This is a genomic window from Rhodosalinus sp. (genome assembly GCF_046542825.1).
Taxonomy (GTDB): Bacteria; Pseudomonadota; Alphaproteobacteria; order Rhodobacterales; family Rhodobacteraceae; genus Rhodosalinus.
The window spans coordinates 1-24,245 of the sequence record NZ_JBKHAQ010000037.1; the positions used below are offsets into that span (position 1 = coordinate 1).

General features: G+C 69.0%; 27 protein-coding genes. 18 read left to right on the forward strand and 9 right to left on the reverse strand.

Annotated features, from left to right (window positions below):
- The 4 genes from ACLFOB_RS06880 to ACLFOB_RS06895 form a co-directional block, all read right to left on the reverse strand.
- Positions 1 to 638: endonuclease/exonuclease/phosphatase family protein (locus ACLFOB_RS06880; RefSeq protein ID WP_410925606.1), on the reverse strand; the 638-nt coding region annotated here is incomplete at its 3' end.
- Between the two features lie 214 nt (positions 639 to 852).
- Positions 853 to 1,110: a hypothetical protein gene (locus ACLFOB_RS06885; RefSeq protein ID WP_410925607.1), complete on the reverse strand. Its 258-nt coding sequence runs from the start codon at positions 1,108 to 1,110 to the stop codon at positions 853 to 855.
- Between the two features lie 343 nt (positions 1,111 to 1,453).
- Positions 1,454 to 1,675, reverse strand: a complete 222-nt coding sequence (locus ACLFOB_RS06890) for a DUF1127 domain-containing protein (RefSeq protein ID WP_410916220.1) — start codon at positions 1,673 to 1,675, stop codon at positions 1,454 to 1,456.
- A gap of 130 nt (positions 1,676 to 1,805) precedes the next feature.
- Entirely contained in the window at positions 1,806 to 2,264 is a 459-nt protein-coding gene (locus tag ACLFOB_RS06895; protein WP_410925608.1) for a hypothetical protein, read from the reverse strand.
- Positions 2,265 to 2,540: 276 nt separating this feature from the next.
- Between ACLFOB_RS06895 and ACLFOB_RS06900 the strand changes: the two genes are divergently transcribed.
- Positions 2,541 to 3,863, forward strand: a complete 1,323-nt coding sequence (locus ACLFOB_RS06900) for an NAD(P)-dependent oxidoreductase (RefSeq protein ID WP_410916218.1) — start codon at positions 2,541 to 2,543, stop codon at positions 3,861 to 3,863.
- 32 nt (positions 3,864 to 3,895) lie between these two features.
- Entirely contained in the window at positions 3,896 to 5,197 is a 1,302-nt protein-coding gene (gene preA, locus ACLFOB_RS06905) for an NAD-dependent dihydropyrimidine dehydrogenase subunit PreA (protein WP_410925609.1), read from the forward strand.
- Positions 5,198 to 5,285: 88 nt separating this feature from the next.
- Here preA and ACLFOB_RS06910 read toward each other — a convergent pair whose 3' ends face one another.
- Together ACLFOB_RS06910 and ACLFOB_RS06915 are read right to left on the reverse strand one after the other, a co-directional pair.
- Positions 5,286 to 5,504, reverse strand: a complete 219-nt coding sequence (locus ACLFOB_RS06910) for a hypothetical protein (protein ID WP_410917136.1) — start codon at positions 5,502 to 5,504, stop codon at positions 5,286 to 5,288.
- 60 nt (positions 5,505 to 5,564) lie between these two features.
- Entirely contained in the window at positions 5,565 to 6,200 is a 636-nt protein-coding gene (locus ACLFOB_RS06915; RefSeq protein ID WP_410925610.1) for a TetR family transcriptional regulator C-terminal domain-containing protein, read from the reverse strand.
- A gap of 178 nt (positions 6,201 to 6,378) precedes the next feature.
- On the opposite strand from ACLFOB_RS06915, the gene ACLFOB_RS06920 reads away from it, so the two are divergent.
- The 12 genes from ACLFOB_RS06920 (at position 6,379) to ACLFOB_RS06975 (ending at position 18,389) form a co-directional block, all read left to right on the forward strand.
- Positions 6,379 to 7,629: a Zn-dependent hydrolase gene (locus ACLFOB_RS06920; protein ID WP_410925611.1), complete on the forward strand. Its 1,251-nt coding sequence runs from the start codon at positions 6,379 to 6,381 to the stop codon at positions 7,627 to 7,629.
- A 4-nt stretch (positions 7,630 to 7,633) separates the two neighbouring features.
- Positions 7,634 to 7,948, forward strand: a complete 315-nt coding sequence (locus ACLFOB_RS06925) for a hypothetical protein (RefSeq protein WP_410917131.1) — start codon at positions 7,634 to 7,636, stop codon at positions 7,946 to 7,948.
- A 30-nt stretch (positions 7,949 to 7,978) separates the two neighbouring features.
- On the forward strand, positions 7,979 to 9,430 hold the full coding sequence (gene hydA / locus ACLFOB_RS06930) for a dihydropyrimidinase (RefSeq protein ID WP_410925612.1): 1,452 nt from the start codon (positions 7,979 to 7,981) through the stop codon (positions 9,428 to 9,430).
- A gap of 44 nt (positions 9,431 to 9,474) precedes the next feature.
- Positions 9,475 to 10,269, forward strand: coding sequence for an ABC transporter ATP-binding protein (locus tag ACLFOB_RS06935; protein WP_410917129.1), 795 nt, complete (start codon positions 9,475 to 9,477; stop codon positions 10,267 to 10,269).
- A gap of 234 nt (positions 10,270 to 10,503) precedes the next feature.
- A complete protein-coding gene (locus ACLFOB_RS06940; protein WP_410917128.1) occupies positions 10,504 to 11,496 on the forward strand; it encodes an ABC transporter permease in 993 nt (330 codons plus the stop codon).
- A gap of 35 nt (positions 11,497 to 11,531) precedes the next feature.
- Positions 11,532 to 12,413: an ABC transporter permease gene (locus tag ACLFOB_RS06945; protein ID WP_410917139.1), complete on the forward strand. Its 882-nt coding sequence runs from the start codon at positions 11,532 to 11,534 to the stop codon at positions 12,411 to 12,413.
- 37 nt (positions 12,414 to 12,450) lie between these two features.
- On the forward strand, positions 12,451 to 13,449 hold the full coding sequence (locus ACLFOB_RS06950) for an ABC transporter substrate-binding protein (protein WP_410917127.1): 999 nt from the start codon (positions 12,451 to 12,453) through the stop codon (positions 13,447 to 13,449).
- 199 nt (positions 13,450 to 13,648) lie between these two features.
- Entirely contained in the window at positions 13,649 to 14,449 is an 801-nt protein-coding gene (gene phnC / locus ACLFOB_RS06955; RefSeq protein WP_410917125.1) for a phosphonate ABC transporter ATP-binding protein, read from the forward strand.
- Positions 14,450 to 14,524: 75 nt separating this feature from the next.
- The gene (phnD, locus tag ACLFOB_RS06960; protein ID WP_410925613.1) at positions 14,525 to 15,427 is read left to right on the forward strand and encodes a phosphonate ABC transporter substrate-binding protein; all 903 of its coding nucleotides are present in this window, start codon (positions 14,525 to 14,527) and stop codon (positions 15,425 to 15,427) included.
- A 67-nt stretch (positions 15,428 to 15,494) separates the two neighbouring features.
- The gene (phnE, locus tag ACLFOB_RS06965; protein ID WP_410917123.1) at positions 15,495 to 16,370 is read left to right on the forward strand and encodes a phosphonate ABC transporter, permease protein PhnE; all 876 of its coding nucleotides are present in this window, start codon (positions 15,495 to 15,497) and stop codon (positions 16,368 to 16,370) included.
- A complete protein-coding gene (gene phnE / locus ACLFOB_RS06970) occupies positions 16,367 to 17,704 on the forward strand; it encodes a phosphonate ABC transporter, permease protein PhnE (RefSeq protein WP_410925614.1) in 1,338 nt (445 codons plus the stop codon). The genes phnE (ACLFOB_RS06965) and phnE (ACLFOB_RS06970) overlap by 4 nt, the downstream gene beginning before the upstream one ends.
- 67 nt (positions 17,705 to 17,771) lie before the next feature.
- Complete coding sequence (locus ACLFOB_RS06975; RefSeq protein WP_410925615.1) at positions 17,772 to 18,389, forward strand: chloramphenicol acetyltransferase; 618 nt, start codon at positions 17,772 to 17,774, stop codon at positions 18,387 to 18,389.
- 595 nt (positions 18,390 to 18,984) lie between these two features.
- Here ACLFOB_RS06975 and ACLFOB_RS06980 read toward each other — a convergent pair.
- Positions 18,985 to 20,166 carry an alpha-D-ribose 1-methylphosphonate 5-triphosphate diphosphatase gene (locus tag ACLFOB_RS06980; RefSeq protein WP_410925616.1) on the reverse strand — a complete coding sequence of 394 codons (1,182 nt, stop codon included), beginning with the start codon at positions 20,164 to 20,166 and terminating at the stop codon, positions 18,985 to 18,987.
- 76 nt (positions 20,167 to 20,242) lie between these two features.
- Positions 20,243 to 20,968 carry a phosphonate metabolism transcriptional regulator PhnF gene (gene phnF, locus ACLFOB_RS06985; RefSeq protein WP_410925617.1) on the reverse strand — a complete coding sequence of 242 codons (726 nt, stop codon included), beginning with the start codon at positions 20,966 to 20,968 and terminating at the stop codon, positions 20,243 to 20,245.
- Between the two features lie 99 nt (positions 20,969 to 21,067).
- On the opposite strand from phnF, the gene phnG reads away from it, so the two are divergent.
- Genes phnG through ACLFOB_RS07000 form a run of 3 tightly spaced genes read left to right on the forward strand, consistent with a single transcriptional unit; the run spans position 21,068 to position 23,171 of the window.
- Positions 21,068 to 21,526, forward strand: a complete 459-nt coding sequence (gene phnG / locus ACLFOB_RS06990) for a phosphonate C-P lyase system protein PhnG (RefSeq protein ID WP_410918377.1) — start codon at positions 21,068 to 21,070, stop codon at positions 21,524 to 21,526.
- On the forward strand, positions 21,526 to 22,083 hold the full coding sequence (phnH, locus tag ACLFOB_RS06995; protein WP_410925618.1) for a phosphonate C-P lyase system protein PhnH: 558 nt from the start codon (positions 21,526 to 21,528) through the stop codon (positions 22,081 to 22,083). The genes phnG and phnH overlap by 1 nt, the downstream gene beginning before the upstream one ends.
- Positions 22,083 to 23,171 (forward strand): carbon-phosphorus lyase complex subunit PhnI, encoded by a 1,089-nt coding sequence (locus tag ACLFOB_RS07000; RefSeq protein ID WP_410925619.1) that lies wholly within the window; start codon positions 22,083 to 22,085, stop codon positions 23,169 to 23,171. Before phnH ends, ACLFOB_RS07000 begins: the two co-directional genes overlap by 1 nt.
- Positions 23,172 to 23,173: 2 nt before the next feature.
- Here the strand turns inward: ACLFOB_RS07000 and ACLFOB_RS07005 are convergent, their stop codons facing one another.
- Positions 23,174 to 23,299, reverse strand: a complete 126-nt coding sequence (locus ACLFOB_RS07005) for a hypothetical protein (RefSeq protein WP_410918374.1) — start codon at positions 23,297 to 23,299, stop codon at positions 23,174 to 23,176.
- A 137-nt stretch (positions 23,300 to 23,436) separates the two neighbouring features.
- Between ACLFOB_RS07005 and ACLFOB_RS07010 the strand changes: the two genes are divergently transcribed.
- The coding region (locus ACLFOB_RS07010; RefSeq protein ID WP_410925620.1) for an alpha-D-ribose 1-methylphosphonate 5-phosphate C-P-lyase PhnJ at positions 23,437 to 24,245 on the forward strand (809 nt) is incomplete at its 3' end.

The window sequence follows — 24,245 nt, forward strand, 5'->3', positions numbered from 1 at the left end:
GCTCCCGTCAGGTGCGGCGACAGGATGAAGCGGTCGAGCGGAAAGCGGGGCATCCGCGTGTGAAAGCTCAGCCCGGCGGGCAGGATGCGGGCGCCCTCGGCAAAGGGGGAGAGCGCGCCGACGGGGCGTGGCTCGTTCAGGTCGCCCGCGATCAGCCACCGTGCGTCCCCTGCGCCGCGCACCACCTCGACCAGGCGCGCCACCGCCTCGCGCCGGAAGGTGGCGACAAGCGGCAGGTGACACCCGACGAGGAAAAGCTCGCCGTCGGGAAGGCGCAGTCGCGCCATTACCGCGCCGCGCGGCTCGAGCCCCGGCAGGTCGATGGCGTCGAGGTCCAGAAGCTCGATGTGCGGGGCGAGCGCGATGGTGTTGCCGTGAAACCCGGTGCGTCCGAGCCCCACGCTGGGATCGAGCAGCCGCAGCCCGGCGTGCGCCTCCATCGAGGCGGGCGAGAGCACGGCACGGCGGGGCGGCACGCGGGTGTCGACCTCCTGCAGCACGGCGATGTCGGGCGCGATCTCTGCCAGCACCTCGACAATGCGCGCGGGATCGCGCCGCCGGTCGAGGCCAACCGCCTTGCGGATGTTGTAGCTGGCCACCCGCAGCGCGGGCGGCGAATCGGGGCGCTGCGTCGTCATGTCCATTCCTGTCCGATCCATAGCAGGCGCGGTCGCGGTCCTTCCAGCAAGCCGGGCCGCGTGCGGGCGGCACTCTCCCGTCCTCTGCCCTTTTTCGGAGCTGGGCCGCCGAAAAAAACGATGACCGGTCTTTCGCACGCCGATGGGGGCGCCGGCCCGTGCCGGCTTCCCCGTGCCTGTTTCTGCGCGGCGTCAGCGCAGCGCCGTCCCTGCGTCAGCTCGGGGCGCGCGCCTTGCCGCGCTGGGTCTGTCTCGTGAAGGGATGGCGCCGGGTTCGCTGATCGCTGACGGGCAGGATGTGCCGCCGCGCAAGCGGGCCACGGTGGGGGGCTTTACCGCGCACCGCCTTGACTTCGATCCCCCAGCCGTTGCCGCGTCCGGCGATCGGCATGACGGCAGGGATCATGCGATCTGCACCGCCGTCTCGGGTGAGATGCGGATGGCCTTCGTCTCCTGAAATGGCGAGAATCATGGCGATCTTCGAGCGGGACGCGCCTTGGCAGCTACCGAAAGTCACCGCCGACCCTGCTGCCGCATGGCGGCGACGGCGGGCGACTGGGTCGCCGGGCGTGGCGCATCCCGCGCCGCCACGGGCAATGCGGATGTGCCCGGCGCTCGCTCGCGCGCATCGAAGATTGCCGGTGCCGGGGCAGCCGATCCGCCCGTGCCCCCTTCCGGGGCGGCGACGGATCTGCACCGCCGGGCGGAACGATCTGCGGCGAAAAACAGGGGGGTGGCACGCCGCATGGGATCTGGAACGCGGCGGCCTCACCCCAAAGCTGCCCTTCTGATCGGGCAGCGTGTCGCGGGCGACCTCAGACGTAGTAGAGATCGCAGAACACGTGATGAACGATGTTCTCACGCTTCAGGCCGCGCTGGGCCAGTTCCTCGTCGGTGAGTGACTGCAGGTATTGCACTTGGCGCAGCCGGCGATTGGATGCGGCGACGTTTTCGAAGAAATCCGCAATCGCATGCAAGACGGCACGGAGGCCGGAGCGCGGTGCGGTGTTCGTGGAATCGGCCGTGATTTCAGCCATTTTCGGGAAACTCCGTCAGTGTTTGACCGTTTCCTCCCTGGGTTACGACCTATGCTGCCGAAGCCCGCAGGACCACCGGGCGGCGGCGCAAAGCCGGCTCGCGCCGGATGCATGGCTGACGTGGCGGCGCTCAGGCCTCGGCGTCGGTGCCCGTTGCGGCGCGTTCCGGCATCGAAGGCGGCGCGGATGGCTGGCGCCGTGCCTTGCCGGCAGCGGGCTTTGCCGGCGCATCGGTCGAGTCGACAAGCCGCAGCCGGGCCGGCGCGGCCGGCGTCTTCGCAGATGCGGGCTTGCGCCGCGCGGCAGGCTTGCGGGCGGGCTTGGCCGGGGGTTGCGGCGCCGGTTCCTGGAGCGAGGCCGCGACCCCTGTCCGCCACGGCCGGAACGTGGCGAAATCCATCGCGCCGCGCGCCAGGACGTTGGCGCAGCGCATCTGCGTTGCCACCGCGTAGCCCGAAAGGCGGAACAGTGCGAGGCTCAGGGCGAAGGGATCGTGATAGGTTTTCATCTTGGTCCCCTTTGACGACGGTCCTGGGTGGCGGGCTCCCGGGGCCGCACCGAACCCGGACCGCATGACGGTCTCGAACACCTCGGCGACCCGAAAAGGCCATGAAAGTTTAGCGCGGATACACGTCAGGACTGTGACAGCACACCGTCGCACACACCTCGTATATGGCACAGGTGCGGCGCGACCCAAGGTTCAATCCGCGCCATGCGGCAGCTTGCCGCCGATCTGCCCGTTTTTCTTGCACGCGGGCTGCCCCGTGCCCGTAGTGCGGCGGCTCCGTTTTTTACCGATTGATAAAAAACGAGGCATGTGCCAGCGTTTTTCCAAAACACGACGAACCGACAGCGGAGAGCGAACATGAAGGCGAATGCGTTGGCCGGGGGCATCCGCCCCGGCCGCCTCGACCCCGAAGCGCTGGCAGAGGGCTTCTGCGACATCCACCCGCCGCTCACGCCGCACGAGGCGGCGGTGGCGGCCGACCGATGCTATTTCTGCCACGACGCCCCCTGCATCGCGGCCTGTCCGACCGAGATCGACATCCCGCTCTTCATCCGCCAGATCGCCACCGACACGCCCGAGGCGGCGGCGAAGACGATCTTCGAGCAGAACATCCTGGGCGGCATGTGCGCCCGCGTCTGCCCGACAGAGACGCTGTGCGAAGAGGCCTGCGTGCGCGAGGCCGCGGAACACGCGCCCGTCGAGATCGGGCGGCTGCAGCGCTACGCCACCGACACGCTTATGGAGGCCGGCGTGCATCCCTTCGAGCGCGCCGCGCCGACCGGCAGGCGCATCGCCGTCGTGGGGGCGGGGCCTGCCGGCCTGTCCTGCGCGCATCGGCTGGCGATGAAGGGCCACGACGTGGTGATCCACGACGCGCGGGAGAGACCCGGCGGGCTCAACGAATACGGCATCGCCGCCTACAAGACGGTGGACGGCTTCGCCGAGCGCGAGGTCGAGTGGCTGATGCAGATCGGCGGCATCCGGCTGGAGCAGGGGCGCGCGCTTGGCCGCGATGTCACGCTGGCGGAACTGCGTGCCGATTACGATGCCGTCTTTCTCGGCATGGGCCTGGGCGGGGTGAACGCGCTGGGCCTCGACGGCGAGGATCGCGACGGTGTGGACGACGCCGTGGCTTTCATCGCCGAGCTGCGTCAGGCAAGCGACCTTGCCAGCCTGCCCATCGGGCGCGACGTGATCGTTATCGGCGGCGGCATGACGGCGGTGGATGCGGCCGTGCAGGCGAAGCTGCTGGGCGCGCTGAACGTGACCATGGTCTATCGCCGCGGGCGCGACCGGATGAACGCCAGCCGCAAGGAACAGGATCACGCGGCGCGCCGCGGCGTGAAGATCGTGACCAACGCGGTTCCCGTCGCGGTGCACGGCAACGGCGCGGTGCGCGAGATGGAGTTCGAGTTCGTCGAGGACGACCTGACCCCCACCGGCGAACGCTTCCGCCTGCCGGCCGACCAGGTCTTCAAGGCGATCGGACAGAAGATCGCGGGCGAAGGTCTGCCCGACCTCGACGGCGGCAAGATCGCGGTCACCGGCATGGGCCGCACCAGCCTGAACGGCGTCTGGGCCGGCGGCGACTGCGCCGCGGGCGGCGATGACCTGACCGTGACGGCGGTGGCCCAGGGCCGCGACGCCGCAGAGGACATCCACGCGGCGCTGATGCGCTGAGGCGCGCGCCGTCCGACAGGGAGACAAGCAGAATGGCCAATCTCGCGACCGACTTCGTGGGCATCAAGTCGCCCAACCCCTTCTGGCTGGCCTCCGCGCCGCCAACGGACAAGGAATACAACGTCCGCCGCGCCTTCGACGCGGGCTGGGGCGGCGTGGTGTGGAAGACGCTGGGCCTCGACCCGGCCATCGTGAACGTCAACGGGCCGCGCTACGGCGCCGTCTGGGGGCCGGACCGGCGGCTTCTGGGCATGAACAACATCGAGCTCATCACCGACCGCCCGCTGGAGACCAACCTGCAAGAGATCAAGGCGGTCAAGCGCGACTATCCCGACCGGGCGATGGTCGTCTCGCTCATGGTCCCCTGCGAGGAGGAACCCTGGCGCTACATCCTCAAGCGTGTCGAGGAGACGGGCGCCGACGGGGTCGAGCTGAACTTCGGCTGCCCGCACGGCATGAGCGAGCGGGGCATGGGCTCTGCCGTCGGGCAGGTGCCGGAATACATCGAGATGGTCACCCGCTGGTGCAAGGCGAACACGCGGATGCCGGTGATCGTGAAGCTCACGCCCAACATCGCCGACATCCGCAAGCCGGCGGCGGCCGCCCTGGCCGGCGGCGCGGATGCCGTGAGCCTGATCAACACGATCAACTCGATCACCAGCGTCGATCTCGACCTCTTCGCGCCCGAGCCCACGATCGACGGCAAGGGCGCGCACGGCGGCTACTGCGGCCCGGCGGTGAAGCCCATCGCGCTCAACATGGTGGCCGAGATCGCGCGCGACCCCGAGTTGCACGGCCTGCCGATCAGCGGCATCGGCGGCGTCACCACCTGGCGGGATGCGGCGGAGTTCATGGCGCTTGGCGCGGGCAACGTGCAGGTCTGCACGGCCGCGATGACCTACGGCTTCAGGATCGTGCAGGAGATGATTTCGGGCCTGTCGCAGTATCTCGACGAGAAGCGGATCGCGCTGCCGGACCTGATCGGGCGGGCGGTGCCCAACGTGACGGACTGGGCCGCGCTGAACCTCAACTACGTCACCAAGGCGCGCATCGACCAGGACAGCTGCATCAAGTGCGGCCGGTGCTATGCCGCCTGCGAGGACACCAGCCATCAGGCGATCAGCATGTCGCCCGACCGCGTGTTCGAGGTGATCGACGCCGAATGCGTGGCCTGCAACCTCTGCGTCAACGTCTGCCCCGTCGAGGATTGCATCACGATGGAGCGGATGGCAGCGGGCGCCGTGGACCCGCGCACCGGCGAAATGGTGCGCGACGACTACGCCAACTGGACGACGCATCCGAACAACCCCGCGGCGGCCAAGGCGGCGGAGTGATCCGAAGCCGCGCCATTTTTCGATCGAAAAATGGCGCGGCGACGGGCGCCGGACCGGCGAAGATTTTTCGATCGAAAAATCTTCGTGCTCAGCAGATCACCCGGATGTGGCCGGAATTGCAGATGATGATGAACTGCCCGCCGCATTCGATCAGGTGAAAGCCCCGCGCCCGGACCTCGGCGACAAGCGCCTCGCGGCCGATCTCGCGTTCCACGTCGCGCACCGAACGGCGCAGCACGCCGCCGCGCTGCACTGTCCTGGCACTGAAGATCCTGCGTCCCCAGCTTGGATGGCGGATCGGCTGCAAGCGTGACTCGTGTATCATGCCCGCACGGTGGCAGGGCACGGTAAACGCAGGTTTAACGGTTTAACCGCTTGCCGGCGTGAGCAGCTTGCGGAACATCGTCTCGACATGGGTGAGCGCCTCCTCCCGGACGTTCCCTTCGGGCATGAGGACGGCGATCTGCGCCTCGAAGTCGGCGTAGTGCTGGGTCGTGGCCCAGATCGACATGATCAGGTGCCGCGGCTCGACGGGCGCGAGCCGCCCGTCCGCAACCCAGCGGGCGATCAGGGCCGCCTTCTCGTCCACCAGCGGCTTCAGCCCGTCTTCCAGATGCGGGCGCATCCGCGGGGCGCCCTGCAGGATCTCGTTGGCGAAGAGCCGGCTTTCGCGCGGGAACGCGTGGCTCATCTCCATCTTGCGGCGGATATAGCGCAGCAGTTCGTCCAGCGGCTCGCCCTCGGGGTCGAGACGGCGCAGCGGCTCGAGCCAGGTTTCCATCGTGCGGTTGAGCAGGGTGACGTGGATCGCCTCCTTGCCGTCGAAGTAATAGAGGATGTTGGGCTTCGACAGCCCCGCCGCCTGCGCGATCTGGTCCAGCGTGGCGCCCCGGTAGCCCTCGACGGAAAAGACGTCGAGCGCGGCCTCCAGGATGCGCTTGCGATTGCGCGTCTGGATGCGGCTCGGCTTCTTGCTGCGCGGGGCGTCGGTGGGGGAGTCCATGCGTCTGGGCAAGCCCTGTGCAGTTCAAAGGTCGCCATGGTCTGACCCGCGCCTCGGCGGGCGTCAATCCTTGACAGGTGGCAGACCCGTTGCAATCGTGCCTTGACCAAACGGTCAAAAGCCTGCGCCGCGCCGCCCGCGCGGAAGACGGGCCGCCAGCGACGGGGAGAGCAAGCACATGGCCGCACCGGGCGAGAACCTGCGAATCGACGCCGACCGCCTTTGGGACAGCCTGATGGAGATGGCCAGGATCGGCCCCGGCGTCGCCGGCGGCAACAACCGCCAGACCCTGACCGACGCCGACGCGGAGGGCCGCGCGCTGTTCCGGCGCTGGTGCGAGGACGCGGGCCTGAGCATGGGCGTGGACAGCATGGGCAACATGTTCGCCGCGCGCGAAGGCACCGACCCGGACGCGCTGCCCGTCTACGTGGGCTCGCACCTCGACACCCAGCCCACGGGCGGGAAATACGACGGCGTGCTCGGCGTGCTTGGCGGGCTCGAGATCATCCGCACGATGAACGACCTCGGCATCCGCACGAAGCATCCCATCGTGGTGACGAACTGGACCAACGAGGAGGGCACGCGCTTCGCCCCCGCGATGCTGGCCTCGGGCGTCTTCGCGGGCGTGCACGACGAGCAATGGGCCTACGACCGCGTGGACGCGGAGGGCAAGCGCTTCGGCGACGAGCTGGAGCGCATCGGCTGGCGCGGGGCCGAGAAGGTGGGCGCGCGGAAGATGCATGCCTTCTTCGAGCTGCACATCGAGCAGGGTCCGATCCTGGAGGCAGAGGGCAAGGACGTGGGCGTCGTCACCCACGGGCAGGGGCTGAGCTGGACGCAGGTGACGATCACCGGCAAGGACGCGCACACCGGCTCCACCCCGATGCCCATGCGCAGGAACGCGGGACTGGGCATGGCGCGCGTGCTGGAACTGGTGGAAGAGATCGCGCTGTCGCACGCGCCCCATGCCGTGGGCGCGGCGGGGCACATCGACGTCTATCCCAACTCGCGCAACGTGATCCCGGGCAAGGCGGTCTTCACCGTGGATTTCCGCTCGCCCGAACTGGCCGTGATCCGCGACATGGAGGAACGCCTGCGCGCGGGGGCCGGGAAGATCTGCGCCGACATGGGGCTGGAGGTGGCCTTCGAGAAGGTGGGCGGCTTCGACCCGGTGGCGTTCGACCCCGACTGCGTCGCCGCCGTGCGCGACGCGGCCGAGCGGCTGGGGTATTCGCACATGCCCATCGTCTCGGGCGCCGGGCACGACGCCTGCTGGATCAACCGCGTGGCGCCCACGGCGATGGTGATGTGCCCCTGCGTCGACGGGCTGAGCCACAACGAGGCCGAGGAGATCACCAGGGACTGGGCCCGCGCCGGCGCCGACGTCCTGATGCACGCGGTGCTGGAGACTGCGGAGATCGTGGAGTGAGGGCATGACCGACGCCGCCTTCGCCAGCGAGATCGACGCGCTGCTGGACGCCGAGGAGGCGGCCTGGGACGGGTCGACCTCGCAGGGCGCGGGGACGCTGGCCGAGTTCCGCAGGCACAGGCGGCCGCCCCGGCCCGTCACGGTCAACTTCTCGGGCGGGATCACGCAGACCTGCCGGTCGGTCACGCGCACCAACGGAACCTACCGCGTGATCTATCTGCCGACCGCGGGCTATTTCTCGCTCTGCGTGGAAAGCGATTTCGGCCCGCTGGACATCGGGGTGCACGGCCCCGCCATCGATTGCTTCGGCTCGGTCTGAGCCGCAAAGGGACAACAGGGAGAGGACGCCATGAGCAAGGTCATCAAGGGCGGCACCATCGTCACGGCCGACCTGATCCACGAGGCCGACGTGCTGGTCGAGAACGGGAAGATCACCGGGATCGGCAAGGATCTGAAGGGCGACGAGGTGCTCGACGCCACCGGCTGCTACGTCATGCCCGGCGGCATCGACCCGCACACCCATCTCGAGATGCCCTTCATGGGCACCTATTCCACGGATGACTTCGAAAGCGGCACGCGTGCCGCTTTGGCGGGCGGCACGACCATGGTCGTGGATTTTGCGCTGCCGCAGCCCGGGCAGGGGCTGATGGACGCCATCCGGATGTGGGACAACAAGTCGACGCGGGCGAACTGCGACTATTCGTTTCACATGGCGATCACCTGGTGGGGCGAGCAGGTGTTCAACGAGATGAAGGAAGCGACGGAGCGCGGCATCAACACCTTCAAGCACTTCATGGCCTACAAGGGCGCGCTGATGGTGAACGACGACGAACTCTTCGCCTCGTTCCAGCGCGTCAAGGAACTGGGCGGCATCCCCCTGGTCCATGCCGAGAACGGCGACGTTGTGGCCGATCTGCAGCAGAAATATCTCGCCGAGGGCAACGACGGCCCCGAGGCGCACGCCTATTCGCGGCCCCCGGCGGTCGAGGGCGAGGCCGCGAACCGCGCCATCATGATCGCCGACATGGCGGGCGTGCCGCTCTACATCGTGCACGTCTCCTGCGAAGAGGCGCACGAAGCCATCCGCCGCGCCCGGATGCAGGGCAAGCGCGTCTGGGGCGAGCCGCTGATCCAGCACCTGACGCTCGACGAGAGCGAGTATTTCGACAAGGACTGGGACCATGCGGCGCGGCGCGTGATGTCGCCGCCCTTCCGCAACAAGCAGCACCAGGACAGCCTGTGGAACGGGCTGGCGAGCGGCTCGCTGTCTGTGGTGGCCACTGACCACTGCGCCTTCACCACCGACCAGAAGCGCTACGGCGTGGGCGATTTCACCAAGATCCCCAACGGCACCGGCGGGCTGGAGGACCGGATGCCGATGCTCTGGACCTATGGCGTGAACACCGGGCGTCTGACGATGCCGGAGTTCGTGGCCGTGACATCGACCAACATCGCCAAGATCCTGAACGTCTATCCGAGGAAGGGCGCGATCCTGGAAGGGGCGGACGCCGACATCGTGGTCTGGGACCCGAACAAGGAAAAGACGATTTCGGCGAAGACGCAGCAGTCGGCCATCGACTATAACGTGTTCGAGGGCAAGCAGGTGAAGGGCCTGCCGCGCTTCACGCTCACCCGCGGCAAGGTCGCGGTGCACGACGGCGACATCCGCACCGAGGAGGGGCACGGCGACTTCGTCAAGCGCCCGCCGATGGGGCCGGTGAACAAGGCGCTCTCGACCTGGAAGGAACTGACCGCGCCGCGCAAGGTCGAGCGCACCGGCATCCCGGCGAGCGGGGTGTGAGCGCGCAGGCGACAGCGGCGCCGGAGCGAGGGGAAGACCGCGCGATGAAGGACACCCACGCCGCCGAGGCGGCGATCGAGGCGAAAGGGCTGAACCTCGTCTTCCAGACGGGGGACGGGCCCGTTCAGGCCCTCAAGGACGTGAACCTTGCCATCGGGCAGGGCGAATTCGTCAGCTTCATCGGCCCCTCGGGCTGCGGCAAGACCACGCTCCTGCGCGTCGTCGCTGCGCTGGAGACGCCCACCTCCGGCGCCATGGCCGTGAACGGCATGACGCCCGACGAGGCCCGCCGCGCCCGCGCCTACGGCTATGTCTTCCAGGCGGCGGGTCTCTACCCGTGGCGCAGCATCGGCGGCAACGTGCGCCTGCCGCTCGAGATCATGGGCTATTCGAGGGCCGAACAGGCGGAGCGGGTGAAGCGGGTGCTCGACCTCGTCGATCTGGCAGGCTTCGAGCACAAGTTCCCCTGGCAGCTCTCGGGCGGGATGCAGCAACGCGCCTCCATCGCGCGCGCGCTTGCCTTCGACGCCGACATCCTGCTGATGGACGAACCCTTCGGCGCGCTCGACGAGATCGTGCGCGACCGGCTCAACGAGGAACTGCTCGCGCTCTGGAAGCGGACCGGCAAGACCATCGCCTTCGTCACCCACTCGATCCCCGAGGCGGTCTATCTCTCGACGAAGATCGTCGTCATGTCCCCGCGGCCCGGCCGAATCACGGACGTGATCGAGAGCCCTCTGCCCTTGGAGCGGCCGCTGGAGATCCGCGACACGCCCGAGTTCATCGAGATCGCCCACCGCGTCCGCGAGGGGCTGCGCGCGGGGCACGGCTATGATTGAGACGCGCCGCCAATTCCGCAGGCGCTCCGCCCCCTCGCGGGGACGGAGCGCCGCGTCTTTCAACGGTCGCGGTCATCGGCTCCCCAGCCTGTACCGCTGCCACAGGGAATCACCATTTTCTTTCAATGGTCTTAAAATACCCAAATCCCGCCTTCGCATCTGGCGCCGCGCCTGGGGCAGGGGCCGTGATGTGGGTATTTTGGGACCATTGAAAGCCGCGGGCGGAGTGCGCGCATGACCTCCGTCACGGAGATTGCGGCGCCGGGCGCGGGGGCGGGACGCACGGGGCTTCGGGCCTGGCGCTGGGTGCGGTTGCGGGTGCTGCCGATTCTCGCGGTGGTCGTTGCCATCGTGGCGCTCTGGTATGCCGCCTGCGTACCGATGAACGTGAAGGAGACGCTGACCCTCGCCGAGCGGGCGGGCGCGGAGGTGGCACCGCCCTCGGCCTCGGAACGGCGGGACATGGGGCGCTTCGCGCTGGTGCTGGCCAATCCCGGCCAGCTCGGCGGCAGCTTTTCGCTCGACCGGCCGCGGCTGCCGGCGCCGCACCAGGTGCTGGCCGAGCTCTGGAAGACCACGGTCGCGACGCCGCCCTCCTCGAAGCGCAGCCTCGTCTACCACGGCTGGGTCACGCTGTCCGCGACGCTTCTGGGCTTCGGGATCGGGACGGCGCTGGGCGTGCTGCTGGCGGTGGGCATCGTGCACGACCGGGCGATGGACATGAGCGTGCTGCCCTGGGCCATCGCGAGCCAGACGATCCCGATCCTCGCCATCGCGCCGATGATCATCGTGGTGCTGAACTCGGTGGGCCTGCAGGGGCTGATCCCCAAGGCGCTGATCTCGGCTTACCTGAGTTTCTTTCCCGTGGTGGTCAGCATGGTCGCCGGGCTCCGGAGCCCGGCGGCGAGCCAGATGGACCTGATGCACACCTATTCCGCGACCCGCGCGCAGGCCTTCCGGAAGCTGCGGCTGCCGGCCTCGGTGCCCTATCTCTTCGCCGCGCTGAAGGTGGGGATCGCGGCCGCGCTGATCGGGGCGATCGTGGGCGAGCTGCCCACCGGCGCCTCCGAGGGGCTGGGCGCGCGGCTGCTGGCGGGCAGCTATTACGGGCAGACGGTGCAGATCTGGTCCGCGCTCTTCGCCGCCGCGATCGTGGCCGCGGCCATGGTGGGTCTGATCGGGCTGATCGAGCGGGTCACGCTCCGGCGCATGGGGTTCGGGCGATGAGCGGGGCTCTGTCGCGCATCGGGCCCCTGCTGCTGATGCAGGTCGCGGCGCTGGGGGCCGCGCTGCTGGTCGATCTGCGGCTGGCGGCGGTGCTGGCGGTCTGGTTCGCGGCCTGGCAGGTCAACATCCGCCTGTCGGAGAGCACGCTGGCGCGGCGCGACGGCGGGCGGCTCGCGGTCGCGGCACTCTTCGGCGTCACGATCCTGATCCTCTGGGAGCTGACCGTGCGGCTTTTCGACGTGCCGGGGGTGATCCTGCCGCCGCCCACGCGGATCGCGGCGATCCTTGCCGGCAACTTCGGCCTGCTCTGGGGCGATTTCGTGCAGACCGTGGTGAAGGGGGCGCTGTCGGGCTATGTCATCGGCTGCGCCGCGGCGGTGGCGATGGCGGTGGCGGTGGACCGCTCGCCCTTTCTGCAGCGGGGGCTCTTGCCGGTGGGCAACTTCATGGCGGCGCTGCCGATCATCGGGACCGCGCCCATCCTGGTGATGTGGTTCGGCTTCGGCTGGCAGTCGAAGGCGGCGGTCGTGGTGCTGATGGTCTTCTTCCCGATGCTGGTCAACGCGGTCGCCGGGCTGCAGGCGGCCGACCGGATGCAGCGCGACCTGATGGAAACCTATGCCGCCAGCTACTGGCAGTCGCTCGTCAAGCTGCGGCTGCCGGCGGCGATGCCGCTCATCTTCAACGGGCTCAAGATATCCTCCACGCTGGCGCTGATCGGCGCCATCGTTGCGGAGTTCTTCGGTTCGCCCACGCTGGGCCTTGGCTTCCGCATCTCCACCTCGGTGGGGCAGCTGCAGCTGGGCATGGTCTGGGCGGGCATCACGGTGGCGGCGCTGGCCGGCTCGGCCTTCTATTTCGCCGTCGCCCGGGCGGAGAAGCGGGTGACCTTCTGGCACCCGTCACAAAGACCCTGAAACAGGGTGATCCCAACAAGGAGGGAACGAGAAAACCATGAAGACACTCATCAAGACCGCGCTCGCCGCAACTCTGACCGGCGGCATCGCCAGTGCCGCGCTGGCCCAGGACGAGGTGACCCTGCAGCTCAAGTGGGTCACGCAGGCGCAGTTCGCGGGCTACTATGTCGCCAAGGACAAGGGGTTCTACGACGAAGAGAACCTCGACGTGACCATCCGGCCCGGCGGGCCGGACATCGCGCCGCCGCAGGTGATCGCGGGCGGCGGCGCCGACGTGATCGTGGAATGGATGCCCGCCGCGCTCGCCGCGCGCGAGAACGGGCTGCCGCTGGTGAACATCGCGCAGCCCTTCAAGTCCTCGGGCATGATGCTGACCTGCTGGGGCGACGTGGGCATCGAGGAGCCGGAGGATCTGGCCGACCGGACGCTGGGTGTCTGGTTCTTCGGCAACGAGTTCCCCTTTCTCAGCTGGATGGCGAAGCTGGGGATCGAGACCGACGGCAGGGACGAGAACGGCGTCGAGGTGCTGAAGCAGGGTTTCAACGTCGATCCGCTGATCCAGCGGCAGGCCGACTGCATCTCGACCATGACCTACAACGAGTACTGGCAGGTGATCGATGCGGGCGTGGCGCCCGAGGAACTGATCACCTTCAAGTACGAGGATCAGGGCGTGGCCACGCTTGAAGACGGGCTCTGGGTGCTTGAGGAGGACCTCGAGGATCCCGCCTTCGTCGACAAGATGGCCCGCTTCGTCGCCGCCTCGATGAAGGGCTGGAAATACGCCGAGGAGAACCCGGACGAGGCGGCGATGATCGTGCTGGAGAACGACGCCACCGGCGCGCAGACGGAAACCCACCAGAAGCGGATGATGGAGGAGGTCGCCAAGCTGACGGCCGGCTCCGAGGGCGCGCTGGACCCGGCCGATTTCGAGCGCACGGTGGAGACGCTGCTTGCCGGCGGCTCGACCCCGGTCATCACCGAGGATCCGGGCGATGCGGCCTGGACGCACGAGATCACGGATCAGGCGCTGAACTGATCCGCATCACCCACGAGGGACAGTGCGGGGCGGCTTCGGCCGCCCCGTTCGCGTTCGGATGCCCGGAAAGCGGGCCGGGGAGCAGCGCAGGCCCGGTGTGCCGGCCGGCGCGGCAGGCTGTCACGAAAGCTTTGCAGAAACGACACACATCCGTCGCCGGGGGCCGATACGCGGCCCCGGACAGCCTTGGGGGTGGGACGTGCTGCGGATCGACAGACTGACGAAACGTTTCGGCGCGAACACCGCCGTAGATGCGGCCACGCTGGACGTGGACCGCGCGATGATGGTGGGCATCATCGGTGCCTCGGGCGCGGGCAAGTCCACGCTGCTGCGGATGCTGAACCGGCTGACCGACGCGACCGATGGCGCGGTGCATTTCGAGGGCACGGAGGTGACCGCCCTGAAGGGTGCCGAAAAGCGCCGCTGGCAGTCGCACTGCGCGATGATCTTCCAGCAGTTCAACCTGGTGCCGCGGATGGACGTGGTCTCGAACGTGCTGCACGGCACGCTCAACCGCCGCTCCACGCTCGCCACGCTCTTCAACCTGTTCCCCGAGGCGGACATTCACCGCGCCATCGACATCCTGGAACGGCTGGGCATCGCCGAACATGCGCCCAAGCGGGCAGAGGCGCTGTCGGGCGGCCAGCAGCAGCGCGTGGCCATTGCCCGCGCGCTGATGCAGGACCCGAAGATCATCCTGGCCGACGAGCCGATCGCCAGCCTCGACCCGATGAACGCGCAGATCGTGATGGACACGCTGCGCCGCATCCATGACGAGGACGGGCGCATGGTGATCTGCAACCTGCACACGCTGGACACGGCGCGGCGCTATTGCGACCGCGTGATCGGCATGCGGATGGGGCGCGTCGTCTTCGACGGCACGCCCGAGCAGCTGACCACGGGTGTCGCGCGCGACATCTACGGCGCGGACGCCAGCTTTTCGGAATCGGCCACCTCGACCGAGATCCGCGATCACGCGGCAGCGCCCGTTCCCGCCTGAGTTTACCACCGCCCCGTCCGTCCGGAAGGGGCGGCGCGGGGCACCCCACGCCCCGAACAAGCAGAGGGATAGACCATGAAGAAACTGATCGCAGCCGCGCTCGCGACCACCGCTCTCGCCGCCCCGGCGATGGCGCAGGAGATCGAGGAGTTCCGCATCGGGATCCTCGGTGGCGAGAACGCGCAGGACCGCCTGGCCTCGAACCAGTGCTTTGCGGATTACGTCAGCGAGGCGCTTGACGTGCCGGTGCGCATGTTCACGCCGGCCGACTACAACGGCGTGATCCAGGGGCTGCTGGGCGGGTCCATCGACCTGGCGTGGCTCGGCGCCTCCAGCTATGCCGCCACCTATCTCGCCGACCCCGAGGCGGTGGAGCCGGTGCTGGTCAAGACCAACCTCGACGGCTCCTACGGCTATCACTCGATCGGCTTCGCCCGCGCCGACAGCGGCATCGAGTCGCTCGAGGACATGGAGGGCAAGGTCTTCGGCTTCGGCGATCCGAACTCCACCTCGGGCTACCTGATCCCCTCGGTCGAGATCCCGGCGGCGACCGGCGGCTCGATGGAGCCCGGCGACTACTTCGGCGACGTCGTCTTCACCGGCGGCCATGAGCAGACCATCGTCGCGGTGGCCAACGGCGACATCGACGCCGGCGTGACCTGGGCCGACGGCCTTGGCGCCTGGGAGGACGGCTACAACTCGGGCGCGCTGCGCAAGGCCTCCGATGCCGGCCTCGTGGACATGAACCAGCTCGTCGAGATCTGGAAGTCGGAGACGATCCCTGAAGGGCCGATCGTCCTGCGCCAGGCTCTGCCCGAGGACGTGAAGGCGACCGTGACCGAGCTGATGAACGGCCTGCACGAGCGCGATCCGGACTGCGCCTACAGCGTCGCCGCGGGCGAGACGGCGGGCTTCATGCCGATCGGCCACGACGCCTACGAGACGATCATCGAAGTGCGCCAGCGCGAGATGAACTGAAGGCTGACTGCCTGACCCGGGGTCCCGGCCACGCGGGCCGGGACCCCCTTTGCATCCGGGACACCGCATGGCCGATCTTGCCGCCCCTGCCGCCAACAGCCCCGACACGCGCGGCGCCTATCTGGCGCTGACGCGGCGCCGGCGGCTCTACAGCGGGCTCACCCTCCTGATCTTCGTCGTCCTCATGGCGAGCGGCTTCTACGTTGCGGATGCGCGCAACGCGGGCGGCTTCTGGGAGGGCTGGCGCAACATGCTGGACTTCCCCGCCGACGTCGTGGCCGAAGCCTGGGCCAAGCGGGCGGAGATGCCCGCGCTGCTGTGGCGCTACGTTCCCGCGCTGATCGAGACGCTGAACATCGCCGCGGTCGCCACGCTGCTGGGCTTCTTCGGCGGCATGGCGCTGTCGCTGGTCTCCACGCACGGCCTTGCGCCCTGGCCGCGGCTGATCCCGGTCTTCCGGCGCATCATGGACGTCCTGCGCGCCTTTCCGGAGATCGTGGTCGCGCTGGTGCTGATCTTCATCCTCGGCGGCGGGCCGGTGCCCGCGATGATCGCCATCGCGCTGCACACCGCGGGCGCGCTGGGCAAGCTCTATTCCGAGGTGAACGAGAACGCGGACCTCAAGCCGGTCGAGGGGCTGCACTCGGTCGGCGCAAGCTGGGGCCAGCGCATGGCCTTCGGCGTGATCCCGCAGGTGGCGCCCAACTACCTGAGCTACGGCCTCTTGCGGTTCGAGATCAACATCCGGGCCTCCGCCATCCTGGGCTTCGTGGGCGCGGGCGGCATCGGCTACGAGCTGCGCAACTCCATGACCTTCGGCATGGGCAAGTTCGACGAGGCCGCGGCGATCTTCGTCCTGTTGTTCCTCACGATCGTGGTCGTGGACCAGGTGTCGAGCCACTACCGCAACCGCCTGACCCAGGGACGCGAGGTTCTGGCATGACCGACATCACAGCCCCCGCGCCGGCAAGCCTGCAGGCCGCCGCGGTCCGCCGCTTCGCGGCGAAGCGGCGCGCAGCCCTGGCCGTGCCGGTCGTGATCCTGGCCTATCTGGTCTACGTCTTCTTCGCCTTCGACATTCCGGGGCTTGCGGACCGCGCGCGGCTGGACAATGCCGCCACGCTGGTGGCCGACAGCTACAGCCACAAGGTGCACGTGACGCGCGACAACCGCTCGGGCGACATCATCGTGTCCAAGGAGGGCGAGCGCCGGGCGATCTATCCGCCGGAGCTCGAGCCCGACTGGGTCGAGCGCGATGCCGGCGGCGTGCGTGTCGCGCTGGAGGACGGGCATTCGGTGATCCTGGGCCCGGACAACAGCGCCGTCTACCTCCACCCCGACTTCGGCCGCATCGAGGCGCAGGCAAGCCGGGCGGGCGGCGTGCAGATCAACCTGGCCGAAGAGGATCTGCCGGAGTGGATCAGCTATTCGCGCGCGCGGCTCGACGTCACGACCGACGCGGGCCGGATGACGATCACCCGCAACCGCACCGAGGTCTTCCGCTACTTCTTCGGCTGGGAGCTCTTCTGGTTCACCTTCGACAGCCCCTATTACGACCGCACGCCCTTCGAGATCCTGTTCGGCCCGCAGCTCGACCCCGAGCGCGCCAATGTCACGGGCGCATGGCAGGATTTCTGGAACAATGGCATCTGGCGGCACGCCGATGTGGCCTGGGCGATGGTCGAGACGATCCTCATGGCCTTTCTCGGCACCTTCGGTGCGGCGATTGTGGCGCTGCCCCTGGCTTTCGTCGCGGCCAAGAACTTCACCCCGTTGATGACGTTGCGCTTCGGCGCGCGGCGCGTCTTCGATTTCCTGCGCGGGGTGGACGCGCTGATCTGGACCATCGTGCTCAGCCGGGCCTTCGGTCCCGGCCCGCTGACCGGGGCGCTGGCGATCCTCGTCACCGACACGGGCAGCTTCGGCAAGATCTTCTCCGAGGCGCTCGAGAACGTGGACGGCAAGCAGATCGAGGGCGTCGCCTCTACCGGTGCGCGGCCAGTCCAGCGCTATCGCTTCGGCGTGCTCCCGCAGATCATGCCCGTGCTCCTGTCCCAGGTGCTCTATTTCTTCGAATCGAACACCCGCTCGGCCACGGTGATCGGGGCGATCACCGGGGGCGGCATCGGCCTGTTGATCACGCAGGCGATCATCACCCAGAAGGACTGGGAAGAGGTGACCTATTACATCATCCTGATCGTGCTGACCGTGATGGCGATGGACTGGCTATCCGGCATCCTGCGGCGGCGGCTGATCCGGGGGCGCGACGGGGGCTGATCCGGGCGTGTGCGGCGGGCGCAGGCGGGAATGGGTATTTGAAGACCATTGAAAGGACGGCGCGGTCATGGCGCGACTGAACGCGGGGTCGCCTCTCGTGCACCCGGAGTGCGAGCTCGTGGAGGCGGCGCTGGGCCGCTTCACCGAGGTCGGGCGCGGCACGCGGATCGCGCATTCGCGCCTTGGGGACTATTCCTATTGCGATCGCTGGTGCGACATCGCCAATGCCGAGGTCGGCCGCTTCGCCAACATTGCCAGCTTCGTGCGCATCGGGGCCACCGACCATCCGCTGGATCGCGCCGGCCTGCACCACTTCATCTATCGCTCCGCCGATTACTGGGACGACGCGGAACACGACGCCGACTGGTTCGCAAGGCGGCGCGCACGGCGGGCGGTGATCGGGCACGACACATGGCTGGGCCACGCGGCGCAAATCAAGCCCGAGGTGACGGTGGGCCACGGCGCGGTGGTGGCTGCAAGCGCGGTGGTCACGCAGGACGTGGCGCCCTATGCCATTGTCGCCGGCGTGCCAGCCCGTCCCCTGCGCTGGCGCCAGCCGCCCGAGATCGCGGAGCGGCTGATCGCGCTTGGCTGGTGGGACTGGTCGCATGAGCGCCTGCGCGCGGCGCTCGAGGACTTCCGGTGCCTCGATGCGCGCGCGTTTCTGGAACGGCATGGCGGCTGACGGCCGAAGATTTCCCGCCCGCTTGTCTGCGCGGCGGAGGGGCCGCCGCGGACCGCTGCGCGCCGGAGCAGCAGGGCCCAGCCGCGACAGGACAGGCGGGATTGTCGGCGCAGCGCCTCCTGTACACGGTCCCCACAGGAGTGGAGCGCGATGCCCGCGCCTTGAAGATGACCGCGCCACGACAGCGCCCTGCCGCGCGCCCGGCCGGGCATCCTTGTCGAGACGAAGACGTGCGCGGAACACGCCGCGCGCGGTCGGAGCGACCCGGGCCCCGGGTGACGGCGCGCCGCGGAAGGTCCGCCCATTGCGGTGCCTGCGCTTCGGTGAGGCGCGATGACCGCTTCGGTTCCAGGGATATCCCCGGAACGCTGCGACAGCCTGCACCGATACGCGGTGTTCGTGACGCAGAGGTGGCACAGCGGCGCCCGCAACCTGGCAAGAGCGATCCGCAGGTCAGGAGGAGACAACGAAAAGGGGCGGCCGAAGCCGCCCCGGAACTCGTTGAAAACGCGCCGATGAAAGCGAGTCGTTCCAATGGATGCTGTTTGCCTTGGCGACGTGACGAGCAGATGACGAAATGGTGTTCGCCGGTGCCCTATTCGGCCGCCATCGCCACTGCGCCCAGCGCCGCCATGAAGCGCGCGGCCGCGCCGCCGGTCAGATGGGTCAGCCGCCCGCCCGCGATGGTCGCCTCGACCGCCCGCGTCCCGGCATGCACGACCGTCAGGTCGGCCCGCAGACCGTAGTCGATGCGCCCGCGGTCCGGGAGGCGCATGATCTCCGCCGGTCGCTCCGAGATCAGCGCCCAGGCCTGCGGCAGGTCGAGCAACTGCTCGTCCACGATGCGAAACGCTGCGGCCGCCAGCGAGGGGTAATGGTAGTCCGAGACCAGCGCGCAGCAGAGCCCGTCGCGGATCAGGTCGCGCGCGGGCATGTTGCCGGCCTGCGATCCGCCGCGGACCACGTTGGGCGCGCCCATGATGACCGGGTCGCCCACCGCGCGGGCCAGGGCCGCGGCGGAACGGCGCATCGGGAACTCGCATATCTTTGCACCGATCATCGAGAAGGTCTCGCGCGTCTCGCCGTCGGGGTCGTCGTGGCTGCCGTAACGGACGCCCCATGCGTCGAAGGCCTCTGCCAGCCGGCAGAGGTGGCGCGGCACCTCGCGCGCCTCGGCCCGCGCGGCGCGAAGGGCGGCAAGGAAATCCTCGGGCGTGCGGCCGATGTCCTGCGCCCAGCGGCTCAGTCCGGGGGGGGCGCTGTCCGCCAGCGCGGCAGCCTCCGCCAGGTGGTTGTTGAAGACCACGTAATCGACCTTGTGGCGCCGCATGGCTGCGAGCAGGCGGTCGGCAGTGGCGACGGTGTGCGTCTCGCAGCGCAGTTGCACCCGCAGGTCGGTCTGCGCCTGCGGGCGGTAGCGGTCGAGCGCAGCGAGGAAGGCCTCCGCCTGGTCAGGGCCGCGGCGCCCGCCCTCCCACGACCAGCCATGCGCCATCCAGGCCGTGGTCACGCCGTTGGCGGCTGCGTCGCGATCCGTTGCGCGCAGCGCGGTCTCCGGCGGGAACTCCGCGCGCGGGCGCGGCGCGAGGTGGCGCTCGAAAGCGTCGCCATGCAGGTCCACGATGCCGGGCAGCACCAGATAGCCCTCGAGGTCCACGGCAGGCAGCGGTCCCCGGGTGATCCTGCCGTCCGAGATCGCGACCGACCGCGCGACGAGCGCGCCGTCGCGCAAGACGGTCGCGCCGGTCAGCCGAAGGGAGAGGAGGCCTGTGGACAACTCGGACCAGTCCTGTGGATGCTTTCCGATGAAATAGCAGGCAAATGTGTCGCAGGAGTGACAGAAGCCCTTGTTTTCAAGGTGCCTCGCCGTCGAGGTCATGCAATGTCAGGGTCACCCGGTCGCCCGCGAACCACGTCGTGCCGAATTCGACCGGGCGCCCCTGCGCATCGGCGTTGACGGCGACCGTGCGCAACAGCGGAGCGCCCTCCGCGATGCGAAGCTGCACCGCCTGCGTCGCCGTGGCGGGCCGCGCCGAGATGCGGGTGGACCGGCGCGTGTAGTCCGGCACGCCCACGCGGGCGAGCGCGGCGGTGACCGAGGACACCTCGTGCAGCGCCTCTGCCAGGCCCGGCAGGCGCGCCTGGGGAAAGACGCTGCGGAAAAGCGCGATCGGCTGGCCGTCGGCCAGCGACCGGCCTTCACAGATCAACACCGGATCGCCGGCGTCAAGCTCCAGCGCGCGCGCTTCGGCCGCATCGGCGCTGCGCGTCTCCAGCAGCGCGATCTCGCGGGCGGGCAGGCGGCCTGCCGCCTCGAGGTTGCGGTGGAACCGGACGCGGCGACCGATGGGATAGTCGGTCGCTGCATGCTGCACATAGACGCCCGCGCCGCGTCGGGAATGGACCAGACCGGCCTCTGCCAGCGAAGCGAGCGCGCGGCGCACGGTATGGCGGTTCACGCCGAAGCGCGCCGCGAGCGCAGCCTCGCTCGGTAGCCTGTCACCGGAGGAATAGCGCCCCTCGGCGATATCCTCGGTCAGCGCGGTCTCTATCGCGGTCCAGAGCGGGGTGCGGGGCATGTCACGGAAGTTTCACGGGCGGCGGGATTGCGTGGCAGGGCCGGGGTGCGGTATGACTTGTCTAGTTGTATAGGAATTGAGTCAGCGGAGCAAGCGCCGGTGGACGAGGGCGAGGATCCGATCGCGACACGCCGGGGGTGGATGGGCCTTCTGGCCAGGGCCCCGGCGAAGGAGTTTGCCCGCCTGTGGGACGCCGCGGCGCTGGAGGATTTCGTGCACGAGTGGTTGCGCCCACCCGAAACGGGCGCGGTGATGGTGCGGGGCAGGGCAGGGGCGACCGGCGCGCCCTTCAATCTCGGAGAGATGACCGTGACGCGCTGTGCGCTGCGCCTTGCCGACGGGCGCGTCGGGCACGCTCATGTGCAAGGGCGCGACAAGCGTCACGCCACGCGCGCGGCACTCGCGGACGCCCTCTTGCAGGGGCCGGAGGCGGAAACCCTGCGCGCGAAGGTGCTCGCGCCGCTGGCGGAGGCCGAGGCCGCGCGCCGCGCGGCGCGCGCGCGGCGTGCGGCGGCGACGAGGGTCGAGTTCTTCACCATGGTGCGGGGAGAGGACTGATGCAGGGGGTCTCCGGCGGTTTCGCCGACGCGGCGATCGATGGGGTGGCTGCCTTTCGCGCGGCGATGTCCGCAATGGCGCGGCCCGGCCGGATCGAGCGCGTGGCGGGCGCCACACCGCCGGTGCCGGTCTCCGTTGCGGCGGGCGTCCTGCTGCTCACGCTCTGTGACGCGGATACGCCGCTGCATCTTGCCGGCAGCGCGGATGCAGAGGCAGTGCGCGCCTGGATCGCGTTCCACACGGGCGCGCCGCTCGTCCCGCGGGGAGAGGCCGCTTTTGCCCTTGGAAGCTGGGAGGCGCTTCTGCCGCTCGAAAACTACCGTCAGGGCGAGCCGGAATACCCCGATCGCTCTGCCACGCTTATTGTCGAAATGGATCGGCTGGAGGCCAGAGGCGCCACGCTCGAAGGGCCGGGGATCGAGACGCAGGCGTGGCTTGACCTGCCCGACCCGGCTGCCTTCCGGCGCAACCACGCGCTGTTTCCGCGGGGCCTCGATTTCTTCTTCACCTGCGGCGACCGGCTTGCGGCGCTGCCGCGCTCGACACGGGTGCTCTGATGTATGTTGCGGTCAAGGGCGGCGAGCGGGCGATCGACAACGCCCACGCCTGGCTGGCGGAGGCGCGCCGCGGCAATACCGCCGTGGCCGAGCTGAGCCTTGCCCAGATCCGCGAGCAACTGGCGTTGGCCGTGAACCGGGTCATGGCGGAGGGCGCGCTTTACGATCCCGATCTTGCCGCGCTGGCGATCAAGCAGGCGCGCGGCGACATGATCGAGGCGATCTTCCTCATCCGCGCCTACAAGACCACGCTGCCGCGGCTGGGCTATTCGCGCCCGGTGGAGACTGCGGCGATGCAGGTGGTGCGCCGCATCTCGGCCACCTTCAAGGACGTGCCGGGCGGGCAGATCCTTGGGCCCACCTTCGACTACACCCACCGGCTGCTCGACTTCACGCTGGCCGCCGAGGGCCTGGCACCACGCGCACCGGAGGCAGAGGTGCCGGCCGGCCGCGCGCCGCATGTCCTGTGCTATCTCGACCGCGAGGGCGTGATCCAGCCCGAGCCGGAGGGCGAGGCGGCACCCCGCGACCTGACGCGCGAACCGCTGGTACTGCCGGCCGACCGGGCGCTGCGGCTGCAGGCGCTCGCGCGCGGCGACGAGGGCTTCCTGCTGGGCCTCGCCTATTCCTCGCAGCGCGGCTACGGGCGCAATCATCCCTTCGTGGGCGAGTTGCGCATCGGCGTGGTGGCCGTGGAACTCGACATCCCCGAACTGGGATTCGCGGTGGAAATCGGCGAGGTGGAGTTGACCGAATGCGAGACGGTCAACCAGTTCACCGGGTCGCGCACCCAGCCCCCGCAGTTCACCCGCGGTTACGGCCTCGTCTTCGGACAGACCGAGCGCAAGGCGATCGCGATGGCGCTTGTGGATCGCGCGCTGCGCTGGAAGGAACTGGGCGAAGAGGACACCGGCGCGCCGGTGCAGGACGAGGAGTTCGTGCTCTCGCACGCTGACAACATCCAGGCGACGGGGTTCCTGGAACACATCAAGCTGCCCCACTACGTCGATTTCCAGTCCGAACTGGAGCTCGTCCGCCGCTTGCGCCGGGACGCGTCCGCGGCCTCCGGGACGGAGGCCGCGGAATGAGATCAGCCTCGATCCCGGTCCGGATCCTCGGCCCGGAGACGGCGCAGCCGCAGAGCGGCGGCCGCGACGAGCGCGAAGCCCGCGGCGAGGCCCAGCGGCCCCGCGAACATGTTGGCGACGATATCCATCGTGTCGTCCCTTTCCGTTCAGGGTGGGTTCGTGGGCGCACCCTGGCCGGGAAATCCGGCCATTTCGTGGCCGATCGCCGGCGGGCGACAGGGTGTTGCCGTAGCGGCACAGGCGATCCGGGCACAGGGAGCGCATCGTGAGCGACTACAACTTTGCCTATCTCGACGAGCCGACGAAGCGGATGATCCGCCGCGCGATTCTCAAGGGCCTCGCCGTCCCGGGCTACCAGGTGCCCTTCGCCAGCCGCGAGATGCCGATGCCCTATGGCTGGGGCACCGGCGGCGTGCAGGTGACGGCGGCGGTGCTGACGCCTGACGACCGGCTCAAGGTGATCGACCAGGGCGCCGACGACACGACGAACGCGGTCTCGATCCGCCGCTTCTTCCAGCGTGTCGCGGGCGTGGCCACGACCGAGCGCACGGCCGAGGCGACAGTGATCCAGACCCGCCACCGCGTCCCCGAAACGCCGCTCTCCGCGGACCAGATCCTCGTCTACCAGGTGCCGATCCCCGAGCCGCTGCGCTTTCTGGAGCCCTCGGAAGTCGAGACGCGCAAGATGCACGCGCTCGAGGAATACGGTCTGATGCACGTCAAGCTCTACGAGGACATCGCCCGGCACGGTGCGATCGCGACCTCCTACGCCTACCCTGTGCAGGTCGCGGGGCGCTACGTGATGGATCCCTCGCCGATCCCCAGGTTCGACAACCCCAAGCTGGAGAGCCCCGCGATCCAGCTTTTCGGCGCGGGGCGCGAGCAGCGCATCTATGCCCTGCCGCCCTGGACGCGCGCCGCGAGCCTCGATTTCGAGGATCACCCCTTCGACCCGTCGAAGGCGGAACATCCCTGCGCGCTCTGCGGCGCCATCGACAGCTATCTCGACGAGGTGATCGTGGACGACGAGGGCGGCAGAATCTTCGTGTGTTCGGACACCGACTATTGCGCCGG